Annotated in this window: 17 protein-coding genes; 11 read left to right on the plus strand and 6 right to left on the minus strand. The window is 66.4% G+C overall.

Annotation, left to right across the window (positions count from 1 at the left end; genetic code table 11):
• Positions 1–13 precede the first annotated feature (13 nt).
• The 3 genes from rpmA to proB all read left to right on the plus strand — a co-directional run bounded on the left by rpmA (position 14) and on the right by proB (position 3,234).
• Positions 14–280: a 50S ribosomal protein L27 gene (gene rpmA, locus ACIBW7_RS11775; RefSeq protein WP_063047669.1), complete on the plus strand. Its 267-nt coding sequence runs from the start codon at positions 14–16 to the stop codon at positions 278–280.
• Positions 281–435: 155 nt separating this feature from the next.
• On the plus strand, positions 436–1,890 hold the full coding sequence (gene obgE / locus ACIBW7_RS11780) for a GTPase ObgE (RefSeq protein ID WP_397046228.1): 1,455 nt from the start codon (positions 436–438) through the stop codon (positions 1,888–1,890).
• Positions 1,891–2,118: 228 nt separating this feature from the next.
• Positions 2,119–3,234: a glutamate 5-kinase gene (gene proB, locus ACIBW7_RS11785; protein ID WP_397046552.1), complete on the plus strand. Its 1,116-nt coding sequence runs from the start codon at positions 2,119–2,121 to the stop codon at positions 3,232–3,234.
• A 236-nt stretch (positions 3,235–3,470) separates the two neighbouring features.
• Here proB and ACIBW7_RS11790 read toward each other — a convergent pair whose 3' ends face one another.
• From ACIBW7_RS11790 to ACIBW7_RS11800, 3 genes are all read right to left on the minus strand, one after another.
• Complete coding sequence (locus ACIBW7_RS11790) at positions 3,471–4,856, minus strand: hypothetical protein (protein WP_397046229.1); 1,386 nt, start codon at positions 4,854–4,856, stop codon at positions 3,471–3,473.
• A gap of 652 nt (positions 4,857–5,508) precedes the next feature.
• Positions 5,509–5,883, minus strand: coding sequence for a hypothetical protein (locus tag ACIBW7_RS11795; protein ID WP_397046230.1), 375 nt, complete (start codon positions 5,881–5,883; stop codon positions 5,509–5,511).
• An 86-nt stretch (positions 5,884–5,969) separates the two neighbouring features.
• The gene (locus tag ACIBW7_RS11800; protein ID WP_397046231.1) at positions 5,970–6,683 is read right to left on the minus strand and encodes an ESX secretion-associated protein EspG; all 714 of its coding nucleotides are present in this window, start codon (positions 6,681–6,683) and stop codon (positions 5,970–5,972) included.
• 252 nt (positions 6,684–6,935) lie between these two features.
• Here ACIBW7_RS11800 and ACIBW7_RS11805 point away from each other — a divergent pair, with 252 nt between their 5' ends.
• The 8 genes from ACIBW7_RS11805 to ACIBW7_RS11840 are packed head-to-tail and all read left to right on the plus strand — an operon-like array spanning position 6,936 to position 17,909.
• Positions 6,936–9,695 (plus strand): phosphoenolpyruvate synthase, encoded by a 2,760-nt coding sequence (locus tag ACIBW7_RS11805; protein ID WP_397046232.1) that lies wholly within the window; start codon positions 6,936–6,938, stop codon positions 9,693–9,695.
• Positions 9,682–13,086 (plus strand): AMP-binding protein, encoded by a 3,405-nt coding sequence (locus ACIBW7_RS11810; protein WP_397046233.1) that lies wholly within the window; start codon positions 9,682–9,684, stop codon positions 13,084–13,086. The genes ACIBW7_RS11805 and ACIBW7_RS11810 overlap by 14 nt, the downstream gene beginning before the upstream one ends.
• Positions 13,083–13,355 carry an acyl carrier protein gene (locus tag ACIBW7_RS11815; protein WP_397046234.1) on the plus strand — a complete coding sequence of 91 codons (273 nt, stop codon included), beginning with the start codon at positions 13,083–13,085 and terminating at the stop codon, positions 13,353–13,355. Before ACIBW7_RS11810 ends, ACIBW7_RS11815 begins: the two co-directional genes overlap by 4 nt.
• The gene (locus ACIBW7_RS11820; RefSeq protein ID WP_397046235.1) at positions 13,352–14,446 is read left to right on the plus strand and encodes an SDR family oxidoreductase; all 1,095 of its coding nucleotides are present in this window, start codon (positions 13,352–13,354) and stop codon (positions 14,444–14,446) included. The genes ACIBW7_RS11815 and ACIBW7_RS11820 overlap by 4 nt, the downstream gene beginning before the upstream one ends.
• Complete coding sequence (locus ACIBW7_RS11825; protein ID WP_397046236.1) at positions 14,439–15,359, plus strand: nucleoside-diphosphate kinase; 921 nt, start codon at positions 14,439–14,441, stop codon at positions 15,357–15,359. The genes ACIBW7_RS11820 and ACIBW7_RS11825 overlap by 8 nt, the downstream gene beginning before the upstream one ends.
• Complete coding sequence (locus ACIBW7_RS11830) at positions 15,356–16,342, plus strand: ScbA/BarX family gamma-butyrolactone biosynthesis protein (RefSeq protein WP_397046237.1); 987 nt, start codon at positions 15,356–15,358, stop codon at positions 16,340–16,342. Before ACIBW7_RS11825 ends, ACIBW7_RS11830 begins: the two co-directional genes overlap by 4 nt.
• On the plus strand, positions 16,342–16,974 hold the full coding sequence (locus tag ACIBW7_RS11835; protein ID WP_397046238.1) for a nitroreductase family protein: 633 nt from the start codon (positions 16,342–16,344) through the stop codon (positions 16,972–16,974). Before ACIBW7_RS11830 ends, ACIBW7_RS11835 begins: the two co-directional genes overlap by 1 nt.
• On the plus strand, positions 16,971–17,909 hold the full coding sequence (locus ACIBW7_RS11840; protein WP_397046239.1) for a hypothetical protein: 939 nt from the start codon (positions 16,971–16,973) through the stop codon (positions 17,907–17,909). Before ACIBW7_RS11835 ends, ACIBW7_RS11840 begins: the two co-directional genes overlap by 4 nt.
• 21 nt (positions 17,910–17,930) lie before the next feature.
• Here the strand turns inward: ACIBW7_RS11840 and ACIBW7_RS11845 are convergent, their stop codons facing one another.
• The 3 genes from ACIBW7_RS11845 to ACIBW7_RS11855 all read right to left on the minus strand — a co-directional run bounded on the left by ACIBW7_RS11845 (position 17,931) and on the right by ACIBW7_RS11855 (position 21,731).
• Positions 17,931–18,398 (minus strand): hypothetical protein, encoded by a 468-nt coding sequence (locus ACIBW7_RS11845; RefSeq protein ID WP_397046240.1) that lies wholly within the window; start codon positions 18,396–18,398, stop codon positions 17,931–17,933.
• A gap of 936 nt (positions 18,399–19,334) precedes the next feature.
• On the minus strand, positions 19,335–20,105 hold the full coding sequence (locus ACIBW7_RS11850; RefSeq protein WP_397046241.1) for a MerR family transcriptional regulator: 771 nt from the start codon (positions 20,103–20,105) through the stop codon (positions 19,335–19,337).
• 102 nt (positions 20,106–20,207) lie between these two features.
• Positions 20,208–21,731, minus strand: a complete 1,524-nt coding sequence (locus ACIBW7_RS11855; protein WP_397046553.1) for a flavin-containing monooxygenase — start codon at positions 21,729–21,731, stop codon at positions 20,208–20,210.
• Positions 21,732–21,738 lie beyond the last annotated feature (7 nt).

A 21,738-nucleotide genomic window follows, 5' to 3' on the forward strand; every position in this document is an offset into this window, starting at 1 on the left:
CAGGAGTTCAGAAATGGCACATAAGAAGGGTGCATCCAGCTCCCGCAACGGTCGCGACTCGAATGCCCAGCGACTCGGCGTCAAGCGTTTCGGTGGCCAGACCGTTTCGGCGGGAGAGATCCTGGTTCGCCAGCGTGGCACGCACTTCCACCCCGGTGTGCTTGTCGGCCGTGGCGGCGACGACACCCTGTTCGCCCTGGCGGCGGGCAAGGTCGAGTTCGGCACCAAGCGTGGCCGCAAGACCGTCAACATCGTTGTTCCGGAGCCGGCCGAGGCCTGACCGCCTCTAGCCAATTCCGGAAAAGCTGAGCGGGTCAGGGTGCATTCCCTGGCCCGCTTTTCGCGTTCTCGAAAGATCGCGTTCCCACAACACAGGTCCTTTCGAGCGACCTGCAAGCAGTCGCTACGGCTACCACCGAGGAGGATGATTCGGACATGTCCAAATTCATCGACCGTGTCGTATTGCACGTGCGTGCGGGCAAGGGTGGTCATGGCTGCGCTTCCGTGCGCCGCGAGAAGTTCATGCCGCTCGGCGGACCGGACGGCGGCAATGGCGGCCGCGGCGGGGATGTGATCCTCGAGGTCGACCCGAATGTGCACACCCTGCTGGATTTCCACTTTCATCCGCATGCCAAGGCGAGCAACGGCAAGCCGGGCGAGGGCAGCAACCGCGACGGTAAGCAGGGCACTGATCTGGTGCTGAAGGTGCCCGACGGAACCGTGGTGCTCGACGACGACGGCAAGGTACTCGTCGATCTGGTCGGTTCGGGCAATAAGTTCATCGTGGCCCGTGGCGGACGTGGCGGACTCGGCAATGCCGCGCTGGCCTCCAAGGCGCGCAAGGCGCCCGGTTTCGCGCTGCTGGGCGAGGACGGCGAAGAAGGCGATCTCGTCCTCGAGCTGAAGTCCGTCGCGGATGTGGGGCTCGTCGGGTTCCCGTCGGCGGGTAAGTCCTCGCTGGTGTCGGTGCTCTCGGCCGCCAAGCCGAAGATCGCGGACTACCCGTTCACCACGCTGGTGCCCAATCTCGGTGTCGTCTCCAGCGGTGACACCACCTTCACCATCGCCGATGTGCCCGGTCTGATCCCGGGTGCGAGCGAGGGGCGCGGGCTCGGGCTGGATTTCTTGCGGCATCTGGAGCGCTGCGCGGTGCTCGCGCACGTCGTCGACTGTGCGACCCTCGAGCCGGGACGCGATCCGGTCTCCGATGTCGATGCGCTCGAGGCCGAACTCGCCGCCTACCAACCGGCTCTGGATGCCGATACCGGACTCGGTGATCTGGCCGATCGGCCGCGGGTGGTGATCCTGAACAAGGTCGATGTGCCCGATGCCGCCGAGTTGGCGGAGATGGTCACGCCCGAATTCACCGCACGTGGCTGGCCGGTCTTCGAGATCTCGGCGGTGAGCCGGGCGGGCCTGCGTCCCTTGACCTTTGCGCTCGCCGAGATGGTCGAGCAGTATCGGACCGCGCATCCGAAGGCCGCGCCGAAGCGTCCGGTGATCCGCCCGATCGCGGTGAACGAGTCCGGCTTCAGCGTGATCGCCGATCCCGAGGAGCCGGGTGGCTTCATCGTGCGCGGGCCGCAGCCGGAGCGTTGGGTGCGCCAGACCCAGTTCGACAACGACGAAGCCGTCGGCTACCTCGCCGACCGTCTGGCCCGCCTCGGTGTCGAAGACGAACTGGTGAAGCAGGGCGCTGAGCCCGGGGCGCCGGTCACCATCGGCGATGTCACGTTCGATTGGGAGCCGCAGATCTCCGCAGGTGTGGATATGGTGCCCACCGGCCGCGGCACCGATATCCGCCTGGAGCAGAACGAACGGATCAGTGCCGCCGAGCGCAAACACGCGTCGCGGGTGCGCCGTGGTCTGGTCAAGGACGACGAGGAATAACGTGAACGCCGTGGGCTTGTGGTGTGCGCCGGGGTCTGGCACGGCGTTTCGGCGAGCGCTGCGGTTCGGTTCGCCCATCCGGCGAGTGTCGGAATTCGATGGCGGCCAGTCCGTTCGGGATGCAATGTTGCGCCCGGCGGCCTCGGCTGGACTGGCGGGTACGACGAGTTCTGTTGTGGTACAGGGAGTTCGGTTGCGATGCAGGTGAGTCCGGGGATGGCCGAGGTGATGTCGCAGTCCGGGCTGAGTGAGGCCAGGACGGCGATTGCTTCGGCGCGCAGTGTGGTGGTGAAGATCGGGTCTTCGGCGCTGACCAGCCTTAAGGGCGGTCTCGATGTGGCGCGACTGGATCGGCTGGCCGACGCGGTGGAGGCGCGGATGCGGGCCGGATCGGATGTGGTCGTGGTGTCATCCGGTGCGATCGGTGCGGGTATCGCGCCGCTAGGATTGACAAGTCGCCCAAGGGATCTGGCAACCAAGCAAGCCGCCGCCAGCGTCGGTCAGTTGGCATTGGCGCATGCGTGGGGGACCTCGTTCGCGCGGTTCGGGCGGACGGTCGGGCAGGTGCTGTTGAGCGCTGACGACTTCTCCCGGCGCGAGCATCACCGCAACGCGCAGCGCACCCTGGATCGGTTGCGCTCGCTCGGCGCGGTCGCTGTGGTGAACGAAAACGACACTGTCGCAACGGAAGAGATCCGCTTCGGCGACAATGACCGGCTCGCCGCGCTGGTCGCCCATCTGGTCGGCGCGGACGCGCTGGTGCTGCTCTCCGATGTCGAGGGCCTCTACGACGGCGACCCGCGCAAAGGCGCCGCCAACTTCATCCCCGAGGTCCGCAGCAGCGCCGACCTCGACGGCGTCATCGCGGGCAGCGGCGGTGCACTCGGCACCGGCGGTATGGCCTCCAAACTCTCCGCGGCCCGGCTGGCCGCCGACGCGGGCGTCCCCGTCCTGCTCGCCGCCGCCACCGAGGCCGATATCGCGCTCAGCGCGGGCACCGTCGGCACGGCCTTCGCCGCCCGCCCGGTCCGCCTCTCCGCCCGCAAATTCTGGGTCCGCCACGCCGCCGACAGCCGCGGCGCCATCCTCATCGACGAGGGCGCCGTCCAAGCCGTCGCCCACCGCCGTCGCTCCCTGCTCGCCGCGGGCATCACCGGCGTCCGCGGCCGCTTCCACGGCGGCGACGTAGTCGACCTCATCGCCCCCGACAACCGCATAGTCGCCCGCGGCGTGGTCGAATACGACAGCGCCGAACTATCCGGCATGCTCGGCCGCTCCACCACCGAACTGCCGGACACCATGCAACGCCCGGTAATCCACGCCGACGACCTGGTCAAGGTGTAGAGCCTGGTTCCGATCCTTCCCGCCGACGAATGGCCTTTCCTGTCGACCTTTGGAAATTGGACCGCGGCGATGTCGGTGCGTGGGAAGTCGTTGCCTTTGAAGGGCAGAGGTTTTCGATTGCTGCTTCGAAACGGGTCCGCTTCAGGTTCGTTGTTCGACATGGCGACGACCGCGGAGAGCTGTCGATGACCATCAGGTCGGCAGGCCGTGCTCGTTGACTCGATGCTGATGGGAGCTCATCGCTGACTACCCTCGGGGGTTGGGATGACGCCGGGTTGGTTGGTGGTCGGTGGGGGTTGGGATGGGCCGGTTTGGTCGGGGATGGGGCCGGTGATGCCGGGCTGGCCGCCGGGGTCGGGGAGGGCAGGGGTTGGTTGCGACGGGACGGGGGCCGGGGGTGCGGGTGGGGGTGCTGGAGGTTGGGTCTCCTGCGTTGGGGGCGCCTGTTGGGGTGGGGCCGGCGGGGGTGCTTGTTGGGTTGAAGGTTCCGGCGTCGGGGCAGGCTGCGGCTGTGGGGACGGAGTGGGCTGTGGCGCCTGGGATTCCGGTGTCGGGTGCGCTGGGTTTGGTTGCGGCGCCGGCGATTCCGGCGTGGTAGGTGCCGGCGAGTCAGGGGCAGGTTGGGGAGGTGGAGCCGGGGTGGGCTGTGGTGCCTGGGAATCAGGGGTTCCAGGGGCTGGAGTGGTGGGTGCCGGTGTCGACGGGTCCGGAGTTGGTTGCGGCGCTTGTGATTCCGGCGTGGAGGGCACGGGTACCGGTTCGGGGGTGGTGGGAGCCGGGATGGGTGCCGGGTCCGGAGTTGGTTGCGGCGCCGTCGATTCCGGCGTAGACGGCGCTGGTGTCGGCGACGGGGTGCTGGGTCCCGGGTTTGGTTGCGGTGCTTGGGATTCTGGCGTGGATGGTGCCGGAGTACCCGGGGTTGGGGTGGGTTGTGGTGGTGTTTCGGGTTCCGGAGAGAGGTTCGGCTGTGGTGCTTGGGATTCCGGGGTGGCGGGCGCGGTTTCGGGGAGCTGTGCGCCGGGCTGAGCTGGTTCGGGGGTGGCCGACTGTCGGGGTACCGACGGTGTCGCGCCTGGTGTGCCGGGTAAGGCAGGGGGCGTGGGGAGGGCGGGGACGGCGGTGCCTGCCATTTGGTAGGCGGGTTTGTAGATCATGTTCATGGCGAGGACGGCTTCTTGGCGCAGCGCCTCTTCCGCCATTTGCGCATTGATCACATGGGCGGCTTCGAGCAGTCGGGCTATGGTGCCGATCGGGCCCGAATTGCCCGGTGGGACAACGGCGATCTTCACGGCTTCGGCGGCCGCGGCCACCGCGCCGAGGCGGGTGCCGACCTGTCCCATGATCGCGGCGAGTTCATCGGCGGAAGCGGCGTAGCTGCGGGCACTCGCATAGGCGGCTTCGGCGGCGGCGCCCTCCCATGCCATCGAATTCATTACCCGATCCGAGCCGGCTCGAGTCAATGGAAACGAACTGGCCAGCGTCCCCGCGACTTCCAGCCACGTGACCGATGCGTTGAGGATCTGCGCGGCGTCGATCTGCTGGGTCTTGGCGTAGATGTCCTCATGCTTCATCGACTCGAAATGCTCCATCGAGCTGATGTAATCGGGATCATTACCGCTCATCGCCGCGCCTCGCTGACGCTCGTCCCCGCCATCCCGTGGCGCGCCATATCCTGCCCCGCCCGGCAGCCACCCTCGCCGATGCGCGGCCACGCCATTCGCACAACGCGCTGTGTCCTGCCTTGCCAACCAGGCGCCCGAAAACGACCCGGCGCGCATGCCTCGCCGACGCTCGACCGCGCCTTCCGTGTAATGCGCTGTGTCCGGATTCGCCCACCGGGCAACCTGATTCGCCCATCGGGCGCGTGAGAGCCATCCTGCGCGTATGCCTCGCCGACGCTCGACCACGCCTTTCGCACAATGCGCTGTGTCCGGATTCGCCCACCGGGCATCCTGATTGGCCCATCGGGTGCGTGGGAGCCATCCTGCGCGTATGCCTCGCCGACGCTCGCCGACGCCTTTCGCATAGTGCGCTGTGTTCGGATTCGCCCACCGGGCATCCTGATTGGCCCATCGGGTGCGTGGGAGCCATCCTGCGCGTATGCCTCGCCGACGCTCGCCGACGCCTTTCGCGTAATGCGCTGTGCCCGGATTCGCCGATCCGGCGCGTGAGAGCCATCCTGCACAGATGCCTCGGCGACGCTCGACCACGCCATCTGAACAGCGCGCTGAGTCCTACCGGGCGCGCGACAGCCGCCTTGCGCGGCATCACCACTCATCGCGGCACCCGCGTTTCGATCGCCCGCAGCGCCGCGGCGTTCGCGGCATCGGCCTCCTCGAATAACCCGCCGCTGATCAGGAATGCCTCCTTCATGCGGTAGGCGGCTTCGATGTAGTGGTCGAGCAGGGTGGCGGCGTCGCGGGCCTTGTGCGCGAATCCGGCCTCCAACTGCTGTGCGGAGACGAATCCGCCGAAGCCGTCCAGCTCGCCCACCGATTCGAGGCGTTGGCGTAGATAGATGAGTCGGTCGGCCTGGTTGTCGTACATTTCGGCGCAACGTCGCGCCGCGTCCGGATCGAACTTCACGGTGCCCGCCTGTGCCTCCTGTTTGAAGCGGGCAATATCGGCTCGGCTGCTCTCGATCGTCATGAACCACACCCCCGGGGATCGGTCGGTCCGCCTCAGACTAACCGTTAGCCATGCCTCCGGATGAAATAGTTCCGGCCGGTGACGACTTATCGGGCCTGCGCGGGAATACGTTTCTGCAGCTGCGTTGCGAGTTGTTCGGCCGAGGCGGGCACGATGTGCACGGTATCGCCCGCCTTGATCAGATAGCGCCCGTCGCCCTTGACATCGATCCAGGTGTAGTGGATCGGCGGCTGCGGTGACGGGTGGTTCAGCCGGCCCTCGATCCGGATATGCCCCTCGGCGGTATGCGGCTTGAGCAGCAGCCGCCGGATCGAGGGCACCGCTCGCTGCGATACGACCACCGTCTCGTCGTCGCGGATCGCATCGGCGGATGCCGCCCGCGCCGGTTCGTGTCCGGCCGGGACCGCGGGCAGCAATGCCGCGATCCGCGCGCCGAGCTTGGCACTGAGTCCGATCGAAAGTCGTACGCGTCCACCGAAATCCGGTCCGGAACCGGGTTCCTGGATGGCGAGGACGGCGCGGTCGTAGATCGCGCAGGCCAGCAGCCGGATCTCGGTGCCGGGACCATGTCCGCCGCCGATCGCCACGATCCTGGTCTGCGGTGCGGCCATGATCCGCAGGCACGCCGATAGGTCCGGATCGCTGCGCGGCGGTAGTCGCTCCGCCAGCTTTGCGCGCAATTTGTCGGCCTCGGCCTCGGTTCGCGGAGTCTCGAGAATGCGCAGCGGATACGGGTGACGGTCCACTTCGGTCTCGCGCCAGATATGGGCGAACTCGTCCGGGGTGAAGGTCCAACCCACGCCGAATCACTCCTTAACAACCCACGAACGTCATCGCGCCGCTAGCGACTGCTTGCAGGTCGCTCGAAACGGTCAGCTTACTGGTGCCTCGAGGCGTTCGAACCAAGTCTTTACCAAGCAGTACCCAAGGTTTGCGGGCTAACGTCGAAAGCAAATCTCGGATATATCCAGACAGCCCCTTCGGTTTGCACTGCCTTGTTGTGCCGGAGCGCCTGCTCCGGTGCGGTGAACGGGGGTGATGGGAGAAAAGTCTTGCAGGTACTCGGACCGTGGACCGACTCGGCGACATTTGCCGCGCTAGGCGGGGGTAAAGCGCGTGGGTTGTGCACCTTGCACAATGGTGGCTTCCGGGTCCCCGACTGGGCGGTGCTCGGCACCGACGTCTTCGACCGGTTCCTTATCGAGGCCGCCACGGACGCCGATTTGGCGACTATTGTGTTGAATGTCACATCATCGGACGATCTGGATTCGGCGCTGGCCGCCGGTGCGGAACTGCGCGCCGCGATCGTCGATGCGCCACTGCCGCAGCCGGTCCTCGAACTGATCGCCGATGCTTACGGCTGCCTGGGGGCGGGTGCGATCGCGGTCCGATCGTCGGCGGTCGTCGAGGACGGTCCCGGCCAGTCCTATGCGGGCCAATTCGATTCGTTCCTCAATGTCAACGGCGTCGATGCGGTCGCGGCGCGTGTGCGCGACTGCTGGGCCTCGGCATTCTCGGAACGGTCCATCCGCTATGCCTTCGCGCACGGACAGCCGCGCGCCGACTCCATAGCCGTTGTCCTGCAACGTCTTATAGATGCGCGGTCCAGCGGAGTGATGTTCACCGCGAACCCGATCAGCGGCGCCGCAGACGAATTGGTCGTCAGTGCGGTGTACGGGCTCGGCGAGGGGTTGGTGTCGGGTGCGGTGGACGCCGATTCGGTCGTGGTCGAAAAATCCTCCGGCACGGTGCTGGAAACGACTGTGGGGGACAAGGATCGGAGCTATGCACCCGCGGGGGACCAGGGCTGCGCGGTGCTCGAGGTCGAGCCGCAGCGTCGCGAGAGCGCCGTGCTCACCGATGCAGAACTGGCCGAATTGGTGGAGTGGGGACGCAAGCTGGAGGCCGATTTCGGTGCGCCACAGGACATCGAGTGGGCCATCGATGCCGACGGCCTCTGGTTCCTGCAGTCGCGGCCGATCACCACAGCGGTCACCGACGGCCCGGTGCGCGGTGCGGTACTGCGCGGCGCCGGCGAGGAGCTCGACGACGGCGACGAGCGAATCTGGGACAACTCCAACATCATCGAGAGTTTCAGCGGCATCACCTCCCCGCTGACCTACACGACCGCCGCCGACATCTACGGCCGTGTGTATCACGGTTACGTGAAATCGCTGCGGGTGCCCGACGCGCAACTGCGCCAGACCGATCGCTGGACTCCGGTGCTACTCGGCTACTTTCACGGCCGGGTCTACTACAACCTGCTGCACTGGTACCGGATGGTGGGCATCGCACCCGGGTATCCGTTGAACCGAAAGGTGCTGGAGGCCGCGCTCGGCGTCGACGAGCCGCTACCCGACGAGATCGCGAAGACCCTGCGCCCGTTCACCTTCCGCACGCCACTGGCCCGGCTGCGGTCGCGTGCGATCACCACGGTGACCTATGTGCGGCGGCTGTTCGGTATCGACGATATGGTCGAGCGCTTCATGACCGACTTCTACCGCGTCTACGACGAATACGATGCGCTCGACTACTCCACGCTGACCGGCGAACAGGCCTACGCGGCTTATCGTAAGGTCGACCGGGACCTGGTCGAGCGCTGGGGTCCGCTGATGGTCCTGGACGCAATCCTGTTGACCTGCACCGGTCTGATGTATCTGCTGACCAAACTGCTGCTGCCGAAGGCGCCGGAGTGGTTCCTGTACGCCGTTGTCGGCCCCGGCGCGGATGTCGAATCCGCCGAACCGGCCCGCGCCATGACCGAGCTCGCGCAGTTCGTTCGCCAAGATCCCGAATTGGTTTCGTTGATCAATTCGACTGCGCCGGAACAGATTTACGACGCCGTAGGTGACCGCACCGAATTCCGCGACCGGATCGACAATTACATCGATCGCTACGGCTATCGCAGCCTGGACGAGCTCAAGCTGGAAACCCCTGATCTGCGCGAGGATCCCGCGAGCCTGTTCATCATGCTGCGCAGCGCGATCGGCCGCGTCGGGGAGGCGGCGCAGCACAGCCGCAGTGCGGAGGCCGACGAATACCTCGACGCCAATCTGCGCGGCTTCCGGCGGCGGATCTATGAACGCCTGCGCGGCAAGGTGAATCGGTGCGCCGCGCATCGGGAGCGGCTGCGGTTCTGCCGCACCAGGGCCTTCGGCATGGTCAAGCGGATGATCCGGGTAATGGGCCGAGATCTAGTCGCGCGCGGCGTCATCGACGAATTCGACGATGTCTTCGCGCTGACCGTCCAGGAGTTGCGCGGCTGCTACGACGACAGTGCGGTTTCGAGCGACCCGCAAGCAGTCGCCGGCGGCGGACTGCGCGATCTGGTCGCGGCTCGGAAAGCCCAGCGCGCCAGGGATGCCGAGCTGGTCGCCCCGGCCCGCTTCGTGACCTCGGGGCCGACCTTCGGGCGCGCGGAGCTCGCGCGCCAGGGCTGGGTGCCGGTCACCGAAACCCCGGCCGCGACCGTCGGCACCGTACTGCCCGGCACGCCCTCGGCGTCGGGAATCGTCGAGGGCGCCGCGGTGGTCGTCGACGAGCCACGCGACGTGGCGGGCGGCATTCTGGTGGCATACCGCACCGATCCGGGTTGGGTGGCCGCGCTGCCCTCGGCGTCGGCGTTGGTGATCGAGCGTGGCAGCCCCCTCACCCATGTCGCGATCGTGGCACGGGAGTTGGGAGTACCGACGGTGGTCCAAGTCAAGGACCTGACCAAGAAGATACGTTCTGGTATGGGAATACGGGTCGACGGCACGAACGGTACCGTTACCGTGCTGTCGGGAGGAGAGCTGCGGGATGAAGCCGGATAAAGACGTTGCCGCAGTTCGCAATTGGCTGGCCGATCCGGCGCCCGACGCCGGGATCCATCTGGCCGACGAGGCCGACGGCTGGGAGTACCGCAGCTATCACGATCTCGCGGAGCTGAGCTGGTCGATCGCGGCGCGCATGCGCGAACACGGTATGGGCAGCGGCGATGGCGCATGTGTGATTATGCCGACTGGATTCCCCTGTGCCGCAGCATTTTACGCGGTTTGGGCCTGCGGTGGGGTCTTCACCCCGGTCGCGCCGCCGATGTTCGGCGACCTCGACCAGATCATCGCCCATATCGCGGCCATTCTGGAGCAGGCCCGGCCGCGATTGGTGGTGACCTCGATCGAGTTCGAGCAGTTGGTGCGCAAAGCGTCCGAGGCCGCGGGCCGCACGGACGAACCGCTGGTGATCGATGCCGCGAATCTGGGTCCCGCGCCGACGGAGCGCGAATTCGGCGAGCCCGATGAATGCGCGCTACTGCAATTCACCTCCGGGTCCACCGGAACGCCGCGCGGGGTGCGGGTCAGCTGGCACAATCTGGCCAACAACATTTCGATGATCTCGACGCTGATCGACTGGCGGCCCGGCGAAACCTTGGTTTCCTGGCTGCCGCTCTATCACGATATGGGCCTGGTCGGCGCATTCCTCACCACCGTGACCAATCAGGGCGAGCTGTATCTGATGCGCCCGGACCAGTTCGTCCGTGATCCCGCGCGCTGGCTGCGCGCCATGTCGCACGCACAGCACACGCCGTCGCCGTCGTTCGCGCTCGGTTATGTGGCGCATCGCGTCGCGCCGGAGGAGATCGCGGATCTGGATCTGTCCGGCTGGCGAACGCTGGCCGTCGGTTCCGAGCCTGTCGAGGTGGCCGATCTTCAGTCCTTCGCGGGACTCGCTGGCAGACAAGGCTTTTCGACCAACGCGTACACCCTCGCCTATGGTCTGGCCGAGGCCACGCTGATGGTGACCTCTTCCGCGCGCAACCGGCCGGTCACCGCACTGCGGCTCGACAATCCGAATCTTCGCTTCGGCCAACCCATTACGATCTCGGCCGAGGAGTTACTCGACGACACCCACCGTGTCGAGGGCTCCGGGTGGATCACCGGACTCGGCTACTCGACGCCCGAATCGACCGTGCGGGTGGTCGACGAAGACGGTCGGGAACTGCCCGACGGCACTCTCGGCGAGATGATCGTCGTCGGGGATTCGGTAGCGCTGGGTTACTCCGGCGAACCGACCGCCGGTTCGTCCACGCGGATCGTCGAGCGGGTGCTGTTCACCGGCGATGCCGGATTCCTGCACAACGGGGAGGTTTTCGTACTCGGCCGGATGGGTTCGAGCCTGAAGGTCCGCGGCCGGTCGGTGTTCATGGAGGACATCGAATCCCGGGTGGCCCAGGAGACCGGAATCACCAAGGGCAAACTCGCCGCCGTCGCGATCACCGAGGCCGGTGCCCAAGGCATCGCGCTGTTCGCCGAATCGGCACCGGGAGAATGGATTGCCGAGGCGCGCAGAATCATTCGCGGCGAACTCGGGCCCGCGCAGACGGTGAACATCGTGACCGGCCCGCGCGGCATCATCCGCCGCACCTCGAGCGGCAAACCGCGGCGTCGGCATATGTGGCAGCTGTTCGCGGACGGCGCGTTGGCGGGCGCGGTGGTGCACGCGGCCGATGGCACCATCGAATCGGAGCTGCACACGGACCTCCCGGGTACCGACGATGCCGTGCCCGAGCCTGCGCTGCCTGCCGAACGAGTGCGACAGTTGCTCGATCGGGCATTGGAAAGTGTTGCGGTACCGCGTGATTCGGCCGTGCTGTTCGAGGGTTCGCTGGCGGAGGGCTTCGGCAATGCCGGATCCGATGTCGACTTCCTGGTTGTCGCCCCTGGTGACGACGAGTTGCCGACTCTCCCGACGGTGTTGTTCATCGATGGTCGGCGCGTGGAGGTGCGGACGCGGTCCGAGGCGCAGCTGCGCAATCAGCTGGAGCTGGCGGCGAGTGGTTCGGACAAGATCGACGAGGACCTGCTCAACCGGTGTCAGCGATTCCTGCGCGCGACCGTGGTCCGGTCCGGGGAATCGAACGTCGCGGAATTGCGTGCACTGCTGCCGCATTCGAGCTTCACCGCGCTCGTGGCCGACTGGTGGACTCGGCGCGCGACACAGGCGCTGCGCTACGCGGTCGCGCTGCGGGCCCTGCACGCCGAGACCGAGGCGGCCGACTGGGCGCGCGATGGACTGCTCCAGGCGATGAAGGGCTGGGCCGCCCGCAAGGGCGAAAGCTACCTGGAAACCAAGTGGCTGCCGAACCAACTCGACCGCATCGGAACCGATGTGCTCATCGATCGCTTCAACAGCCTCACCGCGCCGGCCGAACAGGTCGCGTGGGAACAGGTTCGGGAGCTGGCGGCGGCGCTCGGCGTGCCCGAGATCGCCGATGATCCGCACCAGATCCTGTTCGCACGCCGACCGGGAGTCACCACCTGGACGATCGGCGGCCGCATCCACGTGATCCGGGACGACCGCGACGTTTTCGCACTCTCGGACAGCGCGGCCCGTGCCTGGCGTTCGGTGGTTTTCCGGCATTCGCTACGTGACGTTCTCGGCCGCGCGGAACATGACATCGCCGAGGATCTGCTCGAGTTCCTCGGGCTCGGTCTGGTCGGATTGCAGTGGCGCGGTGCCGAACTCATCGAGCCCGCGCTGGCGATGTGCAAGCCGGTCAAGCCGTACACCCCGGTGCCCTACGCGGCCGCACCCGCCCTCGGCCTGACCGGTGCCGCCCGCGACGATGTGATCGCGACGCTGTCACCCCTGCCCGCAACCAGATTCACCGAATGCGCGCTGAATCTGGTGTGGTCGAATGTCGTCCTGGAGAACGCCAGAGAGGACCTGGCCGGTGCGGTCAAGAACTCCCAGGGTGCGGTCGCCGATATCGCCGCACATCGGCTCATCGCCATGGCGGTCCGTGTCCTGTTGTCCGCATTCGGGATTCACTCACTGCCCGCCGACGTCGCGCCCGCCCAGACTCTGCGGCGGCTGTTGCCGAACCACGCCCTGCGTCGTGACGATCTGCTGACGCAGCTGGAATCGGCACGGCGGGTCCGTTTCTCGGAGATAATCGGGGCGGGCGGAGATACTCTCGCGGGTCTCGCGGTGCTGGACGATTTCGTCACACTGGTCCGATGGGTCGCGGCGGGGGCGGAGATGACAACGGGATTCCCGGCCTCCTTCGATTCACGTGAGCAGTGGCGGCGCACGCTGGCGATCGGTTACGACTGGCTGCGCATCGCCGGGTATCTGAATACCGACCTGCCCCTGGACGAGGCCCGCGATCTGCTGGCATCCGGTGGCCAACAACCGCATCTGCGGGAAGGAGAGTCGTCATGACGGCGGTGGCCGGCACTACGACTGCCGATAAGGTGCGCCGGATCGTCCTGGCCATGGCCCCGGAACCACCCGCGGAGTTGTCCGACGAGCACCGCCTCGTGGAGGATCTCGGCTTCGATTCACTGCGTCTGATGGAACTCACCGTCGTCCTCGAGCGTGCGTTCGAACTGCCGCGCTACCGGCCCGAGAAACTGGTGGGCGTGCGCCGGGTCGATGCGGTGATCGCCTTGGTCTCGGGCAGTTCGGCGGCTGGCGGGGTTCCACTATGAGCTCCGGCGATACCGTCCTGGTGACCGGTGCGGCCGGACTGGTCGGTGCCGAGGTCGTCGCCAGGCTCGCGGCCGCGAGTCGGCCGGTTGCCGCTGTCCTGCACAGTAATTCGACCATCGTGCGCAATGACGGCACCCTGATCGAGGCCGGTACCGCCGTCGCGGGTGACGTGCGGTTGCCCGGATTGGGCCTGTCCGAGCGCGATACCGAGGATCTGGCCGAGCGGGTCGGCATCATCGTGCACTGCGCGGCCACAACGGCATTCGACGCATCGGCAGCTGACTACGAGGAACTCAATGTGGTCGGCACCGCGAATGCCATCGCGCTGGCACGCGAGTGGGAGGTGCCGCTCGTGCACGTCAGCACCGCTTATGTCTGCGGCATGCGCGGCGGCACTATCACCGAGGACGAACTCGACGCCGGTCAAACCTTCGGAAATGGCTACGAGGACAGCAAGTTTCGCGCCGAAAAGCTGGTGCGGGCGGCCGGGGAGCAGGGCCTGCCGTGGGCGATCGTGCGGCCCGGCATCGTGACCGGAGCGAGCGACACCGGCACGATTCGGGAGTACAAGAACCTCTACACGGTCGTGAAACTCATGGTCGAGGGCAAGCTGCGCTCGTTGCCCGGCCGCTACGACGCGACCCTCTCGCTGGCGCCGGTCGACCATGTCGCCGATGTAATCGCCGCAGCCGTCCTGGATTTCGACTCCGCAGTGAACCGCACGCTGCACGCGCTCGGTCGCGACACCCTCTCGCTGCGCGAGGTCTCCGACGTGCTCGCCGAATACCCGTCGTTCGAGGTCGCCACCTTCGTGCCGGAAGGGACCTTCGCCGAGGACGATCTCGAGCCGATCGAGCGCGAGTACTACCGCCGCATCGGTTCGCTCTACACCAGCTATTTCCGGCGGCGGCTGGTATTCGACACCGCGCACGCCGACGTGCTGCTCGGCAAGCCGTCCCCGGCCAGCGGCAAGGAGTATCTGCGGGTACTACTGGACTACTGCCTGGAATCGGGATACCTCGGCATGCCGCTGCCCTCGATAGCGGACATCCTGGCCGGCAACGACTTCGACGGAGCGGCCCATGAGTGAGTCGTTGCGGGAATTGCTGAGCGCGCTGACGCCGTCGCCGCAGAAGGTCGACGCTTACGTCCCCGACACCTACGTCCAGGAATCGGTGGACCAACTCGATCGACTCGGCGTCGACGCGGCTAAATTCGCCAGGGAGCATTCGCTGTTGCTGCTCAAGCCGGACGCGATTGTCGCGCGTTCCGTCGAGCCGACACTGAATTGGTTGGCCGACAACAGTTTTCGGGTTGTCAGCGCGTTCCGCGTTCCGGTCGACCGGCATCTGGCTCGCGCACTGTGGTACTTCGCGTGGAATATCGCCTCCCCCGAACGCCGCCGCCTGGCCGATCTGCTGGTCGCCATCTCGGATGTGCTCGTACTCGTCGTGCACGCGCCCGACGGCGAATTGCCCGTACCGGTGCGGCTGACCGAGGCGAAGGGCGCCACCGATCCGCGCAAGCGCCGCCCCGGTGAGCTGCGGTATCTGCTCGGCCGTCACAACTACCTGCTGAACCTGGTGCATTCGCCCGACGATCCCGCCGACGTCCTGCGGGAACTCGCTATCTACCTGGACGAATGGAGCCGGGAAGCGGTGATCGCACAAGCCTGCACCGGTGCGGACCGCGCGGCGGACGCGGTCGCGATCGCCGAGGAACTGTATGCGCGCGCACCCGCGCGCAGCTTCGATCGGGCAGACGCGCTCGACCGGGTGCTACACGATTCGGCACTGGGCGGTAGGTCGGCCCCATCCGGCTTCGATCCGGCCTCGGATGCGGACTGCGCGCAGTTGCTGTATCAGGCCTGGGCCGATGGCCAGGAGCTGGATCCGTGGTCGGCGATCGTACTCGGATCCTATGTACTTCCCATGCGGACCGGCACCGCGTCGCAGACGTTGCGGCCGGTGTCCGCCGAAGAATGGTTGGAGGGTCGAACGTGACCACAGACGCGGCCGCCGTACAGACGGCGAGCCATACCCGCACGATCTCCCGGGAACTCGCACACCGATGCGCGGTCTCCGAGGTGTTCGTCACCTCATTGGACACCGTGGGCGAGCACACCTTCGTCGCCGGAGCCCAACTACCCAGAATGCACGCGTATTACGGCGATCACGCCGGATCGCTCGCGGTGCGCCATGATCCGCTGGTGGTCATGGAGGCGGCCCGGCAGGCCGCCATCGCATTGACGCACAAGTTCTACGGAGTGCCGAACGAAATGGCCTTCGTGGTTCGCACTTTCAACGGCACCGGATCCGACACCGCCGCCTGGGAGGTGCGCACCGCGCCCGCCGATCTGGTGATGCATGTGCGAGTTCCGCAGCGCCATCAGCGCGGTGGTGTGCTGCAGGGTCTCGATATGGTGCTCGAGATCGAATCCGACGGCGAGCCGATGCTGACGGTCGACGGATCCTTCTCCTGGGTGACCGCACGACAGTGGTCGGCGCTGCGCAGCGGATTCCGGGACAGCCTGGGGCTCGGCGAGTTTCGCGGTGCCTCGGCACTCACCGAACGCGCCGCACCCGCCGCGGTGGGCCGGGAGAACTGGCGCAATGTCGTGATCGGCACGCCGGTGCGCAACGGTGCGATCGCACGGGCACGGCTGGTACCCGATCTCGGCCATCCGTTCCTTTTCGACCACCAGCTCGACCATGTGCCCGGCAGCCTGCTCATCGAGGCCTGCCGTCAGACCGCATTGTCGATGGTCGTGCGCGATCTGCCCCAACTCGAATGTGTGGCAAGTACTTTCGACCGATTCGTCGAGCTCGACCTGCCTGCGGAATGCACCGCGGAGATCACCGGCCAAGGGGCAGGTAACACCGTCATCCACTGCGAGATCCTCCAGGCCGATGCCGTGGCCGCCCAGATCGATCTCGAATTCGCCGAGGACGCACTGGTTTCCGAGGCCGATCCCGAAGGAGTCTGATGGGCGAGGAGTTCGCGGGCACCGACCTGCTGACCACCACCCGCGCCTTCCGCCGCCGCCTCGACCTGACCCGTCCGGTCGCGCGCCAGGACCTGCTGGACTGTCTGGACATCGCGGTGCACGCGCCGAGCGGCACGAATCGTCAGCCGTGGCGATTCCTGGTCGTCGAGGATCCGGCGACCAAACAGCAGATCGCCGAGTACTACCGAAAGGGTTTCGCCGCTTACCTTTCCGCGCGCACACCCCGCCCGGACCAACTCGGTGATCTGGCCTCCGGGCAGCATCTCGCGGCGCATCTGCACGAGGTGTCCGCGCTGGTCATCGTGTGCTCCCTCGGTCGCCCGCCCGCGAATGCCTCGCCGCTGCTGCTGGCCAGTTTCTACGGCTCGATCTACCCGGCGGTCTGGAACTTCATGCTCGCGCTGCACGAACGTGGGCTCGGCTCAACCATGACCACCGCGCATCTGGCCTATGAGCGCGACATCGCCGACCTGCTCGGGATTCCGTTCGAGCAGGTCACCCAGGTCGCCATGCTGCCGGTCGCGCATCTGCTGCCCGGCACTCGGGGTCCGGGCTTGCGGCGCACGCCTGCCGCGGAGGTGACCATGTGGGATCGGTGGACCGAGGCATGAGCGACGTCGCCGGGACGTCGTCCTCCGGTCTGCTCGATTCCGTCGTCCGCGTCGTCCGCTTCACTGCGGTTATGTACAAACCGCACTACGTCCTGTACGGCGTGCTCTGGGTGCTTGCGTTGGAGGGCACTGCGGCCCTTGTGTCACAACCGGATTCGGCCTGGCATCCGGCCGGGTCCACCGTTTCGCGCATTGTCGTCGTCGCGTTCGTCCTGCTGTATCTGCGTATGGTCGACGAGCAGAAGGACCTCGACTACGACCGCGTGCACAATCCGGACCGCCCGTTGGTCACCGGCGCTATCTCCGCCACCGAACTGCGTGCCGCCATGGCCGTCATCGCCGTCGGTGCGATCGCCGCCAGCCTGACGCTCTCGGTGGTCTCCGCGCTCATGATCGCCGCAGTCCTCGCCTACGGCCTGGCGCTGTGGGGTCTCGAGCGCCTGTCGGCGACCATCCGAACCGATATTCTGGCGAATCTGGCCGTCACCTATCCGGTCCAACTCCTGGTCACCGCCTATGTCGTCCTCTCTGCCGCCGACACCGGCGAAGTCCGCGCCATCTGGAGGACCGCGGCCGTCGCTCTGATCTTCGCGGGCGCGTTCCTGCAATTCGAATTCGCTCGCAAGACATCTCGTACGCCACGCGCCGACGAGCACTTCTACTCCAATACCCTCGGCGCGACCGGGAGCACCGCGCTCGGGCTGCTGTGCGCCGCCATCGCCGCCGTCACCGACATCGCCCTGGTCCAACCATGGACGCACCCATCAGCGCAAGCGGTGCTCGCGTGGATTCCGTTGGTGCTCTTACTGCTTCCCATCTGGGGAGCAGTGAAGTTCGTGCGCGGCAGCAAGCCGGACTATCCGGTGCTCCCGGCCGTCCTGTTCATCCTGACGCTGTACATCGTGCTGATCGCGCAGGCGATCACCCTGACGTAAGTCCGACGCCCGCAGCAGGTTTCAGCCGGTCGGCAAGCATGCCGACCCGAGATCGATGCCCGTCCCGACGCGCACCACAACCGAGCCCTCCGACTCCGGCGTGTAATTGCCGCCCACATACTTCGCCCGCACCGTGTGATTACCGGTCGTGGCGGGCTTCCAATCGACCTGGGCGGTCAACGAAACACCGTTCGACGGCGTCGCCTTGTTCACCGTCGGCGTGACACTCCCGAGGAACGTTCCGTCATCCCAGAACTCCACGGGCGGAATGTAATTCCCGAGTCCGAGCGCGGAACTCCCTGCCACCGTTGCCTTCACCTGCGTCGTGCATCCGGTGGCCGCCTGCCCCGATAGCGTCACCGTGGTGGTGACATCCCCCGGTGCGCCGACGGCGGCGCCGGACGCCAGCAACGACCCACCTCCCAACGCAACGACGGCGGTGAGAACCGCGAACCCGGACGAGATACGACGAACAGCTGTGACGGCCATGTTGGCTCCTGCACTCGCGAGACTTCGACCGATCCAGTGTCGACAGAGACTCGCCCTATCGCAAGATCTGAAATGCCTCAGCCGCCGTAGAGCCGGATGAAATCCTGTCGTGGCCCAACTCGGGGGAGCCGATCGCGGGGCAATTGCTGAATATCGTCGGGTTCCCGACGGGGCGTTGCACATCGTCGATGTCTGGGAATCGGCGGCGGCGGCCGATATGCGGCCGAACGGCTGTTCCCGGCATTCGAACGTGCGCACACTCGGAACTGCCCGACGCACCGCCGTTCTGGCTGTGGCGACAGGCCTTGGCCGACCTCCTGATCCGCCGCGGCGCCACCGAGGACGGCCCGAGCATGGCCAAATCCGCACTGCCACTGGCGGAGTCCTACGGTATGGCTCCTGGGTGCAGCGCCTGCGCGCCCTCGCCGCGACACCGCTGAACCGCGCGTCGCTCTCACCACGGAACGCGAAGTCGCCGCCCTCGCCGCCGCCGGTAAGCAACCACGAAATCGCGACCGAACTGACGTTATCCGAGCGCACTGCGCAGAACCACGTCCAACACATCCTGACCGAGCCGGGATTCGCCAACCGCGGCCAGATCGCGGCCTGGGTGAGCACGAACCGGGTCCGAAGTAACGGTTGTGTTGCCATGGGCGCACATGGCATTGATTCCGCTGGAATTGGGAATTCCTGGTGACACGTCCCGTGAGCGGAATGAGGTGCCACATGAACACAGTGGTATGCGGCGATTGCTGGCGTCGCGAAAACTTGACGTTCGCACAGCGACTGGACCCGGCATTCATCCGGCCCGGATTTGCCTATCTGTGCCCGGAGCACCGAGCCTGTCGAGCCGAAACGCTCGGCCGGCCCGAGCTCGGACAATCGGCGGCGTGAACCCCCGAAACCAACGCACACCCCAGCGAATTTCGCTGGCGGTCAAGGCGCGTCGGGCAATGAACCGGTACGTCCGCGTTCGCGCTCCGCGGCGGTGGCGAGGTAATCGCCCAACTCGCGCCGCAGCGTGACATCGAGCGACCGGGCCAGGGTGGCGTGCACCGAGGCGACGGCCAGTTCGCGCATTTTGTTGAGCATCGTTGTGGTGTCGGCGATTTCGCTGCTGGTCTCCGGCAGCCAGCCGGGCCCGTGTTCGTCGACGATGTGCTCTTTGGCGGCCGTGATCATGATGTGGGTGATGTCGTCGATGCGGTCGGCGACCTTGGCGTAGATCTCGATCAGCGTGCGCAGTTCCAGGCCGTATTCGTGCAATTCGGCGAATGAGGTGAGCAGTGCGGTATCGGTGAAGGCGACGGTATCGCCCTCGATCCGCACGAGCTTCATCTCCGCGAGCCGGTCGACGAGTTCGTCGGTATCGGTGCCGAGAATGGTCCCGATCAGTTCGCGGGGCACCTCGAAGGTTTCGTCCTTGGCCCAGCTGGCCGTCACCGCATGCTGCAGGCCGAGCACCTCGGTGAGGTCCTTGCCGGTCTCCCAGCTGGTGATGAAATCGGCGATATGGGCGGTGGTGAAGCCGCGTTGCAGCAGTGCGTCGATGAGTCGCAGCCGCTCCAGATGCGAATCGTCGTAGATGCTGGCGCGCCCGTCCTTGCCGACCGGGGGCGGTAGCAGTCCGCGCTCCTGGTAGGCGCGCACATTCCGGCTCGTGGTGCCCGCAGCGCGGGCGAGATCATCGATCCGATACTCCGGCACCGATATCACCTCCCATAGCGACTAGGGCACGCTTGCACCGGCGGCCGGAATGTGGTCTTCGAACCGACCGAGTCTAGCGTCCCGGCCACCAGTGCCCGTCACCTAGGAAACCGCCGCGATCCGCGGCTTTGTTGTGCGCGCGGTGGGTACGACGTGGTAGTCGTCGAGGTTCACGGTCCGCAGCTGGCCCACGTACTGGGTGGCGAAACCCGGATACATGGTCGCATTGAACCCGTCCTCGGTGAGATACCAACTGCGGCAGCCGGAATTCCACGTGGTGCTGCCCAGGCGGCGCTGGATCGCCGCGTTGTAGCGGTCCTGCCGGTCCTTGCGCACATCGAGCATGCGTAGATTCCGGTCCAGGATGGTGCCGATCGCGCTCACCAGATAGTCGATCTGGGCCTCCATGTACACCAGTGCCGAATTGTGTCCCGGCCCCGAATTCGGCCCGAAGGTGAAGAACAGATTCGGATACCCGGAAACCGCGATGCTCTTGTACGCATATGCGCCGCGGTGCCACTCGTCGGCGAGTACCCGCCCGTCCCGCCCGACCACCGGGATGGGCGTGCCGGTCTTGGAGACATCGAATCCGGTGGCGAAGACGATGCAATCGGCTTGGTGCTCAATGCCTTCCGCGGTGCGGATGCCGTGTTCGGCGATGCGGGCGATCGGCCAGGCGACAAGCTTGCAGTTGTCGCGTTGCAGGGCCGGGTAATAGTCGTCGGTCATCAGCAGTCGTTTGCATCCGGCCCGGAAATCCGGGGTGAGCTGGCGGCGCAGCCACGGATCCTTCACCTGCCTGCGTAGTTGGGCCCGCCCGACCAGCTCGACGACCCTGGTCAGCGGGGTATTCCAGACCACACCGAGCGCGACGGATTCGTGCCCGTAGAACCAGGCCAGGCGCGAGAGAGATTCGGCCGCGGGCACCCGGCGGTAGAGCTGCTTGGTCAGCGGGGTGGTCCGCCGGTTGACCCGGGGCAGTACCCATCCCGGCGTCCGCTGGAACACCTTGACCGAGGCCGCCCGCTCCACCAGCTCCGGAATGATCTGCACCGCACTGGCCCCGGTGCCGACGACCGCGACCTTCTTACCGGTGAAGTCGTAGTCGTGATCCCAACGGGCACTGTGGATCTTGTGTCCCCGGTAATCCTCGATGCCGGGAATGTTCGGCAGACTCGCATTGGCCAGTGGCCCGGCGGCCAACACCACCGCTCTGGCGCGGACGGTCTCCGCGTGATCCTCGATCGTGATGTGCCAGACCCCGGCGTCCTCGTCGAACGCGATTCCGGTGACATCGTGGCGGAAGCGGAAGTGCTTGTGCAGTCCGAACTTCGCGGCCATCGACTCGATATAGCCGAGAATTTCGCTGCTGCCGGAGTAGGTGTGCGACCAATTCGGGTTCGGCGCGAAACTGTAGGAGTACAGCCGCGACGGAATATCGCACGCCGCGCCGGGATAGGTGTTGTCGCGCCAGGTCCCGCCGATCGCGGCGCCGCGTTCGAAGATCGCGAAATCGCCGATTCCCTTTTGCTTCAGGCGAATCGCGGCGCCGATACCGGCGAATCCGCCGCCGATAATGGCGACATCCAACGTATGCCCACCCGTCGCCCGACTGTCGCCCCTCATCGAATCG

This window comes from Nocardia sp. NPDC049526 (assembly GCF_044465765.1).
Classification (GTDB): domain Bacteria; phylum Actinomycetota; class Actinomycetes; order Mycobacteriales; family Mycobacteriaceae; genus Nocardia.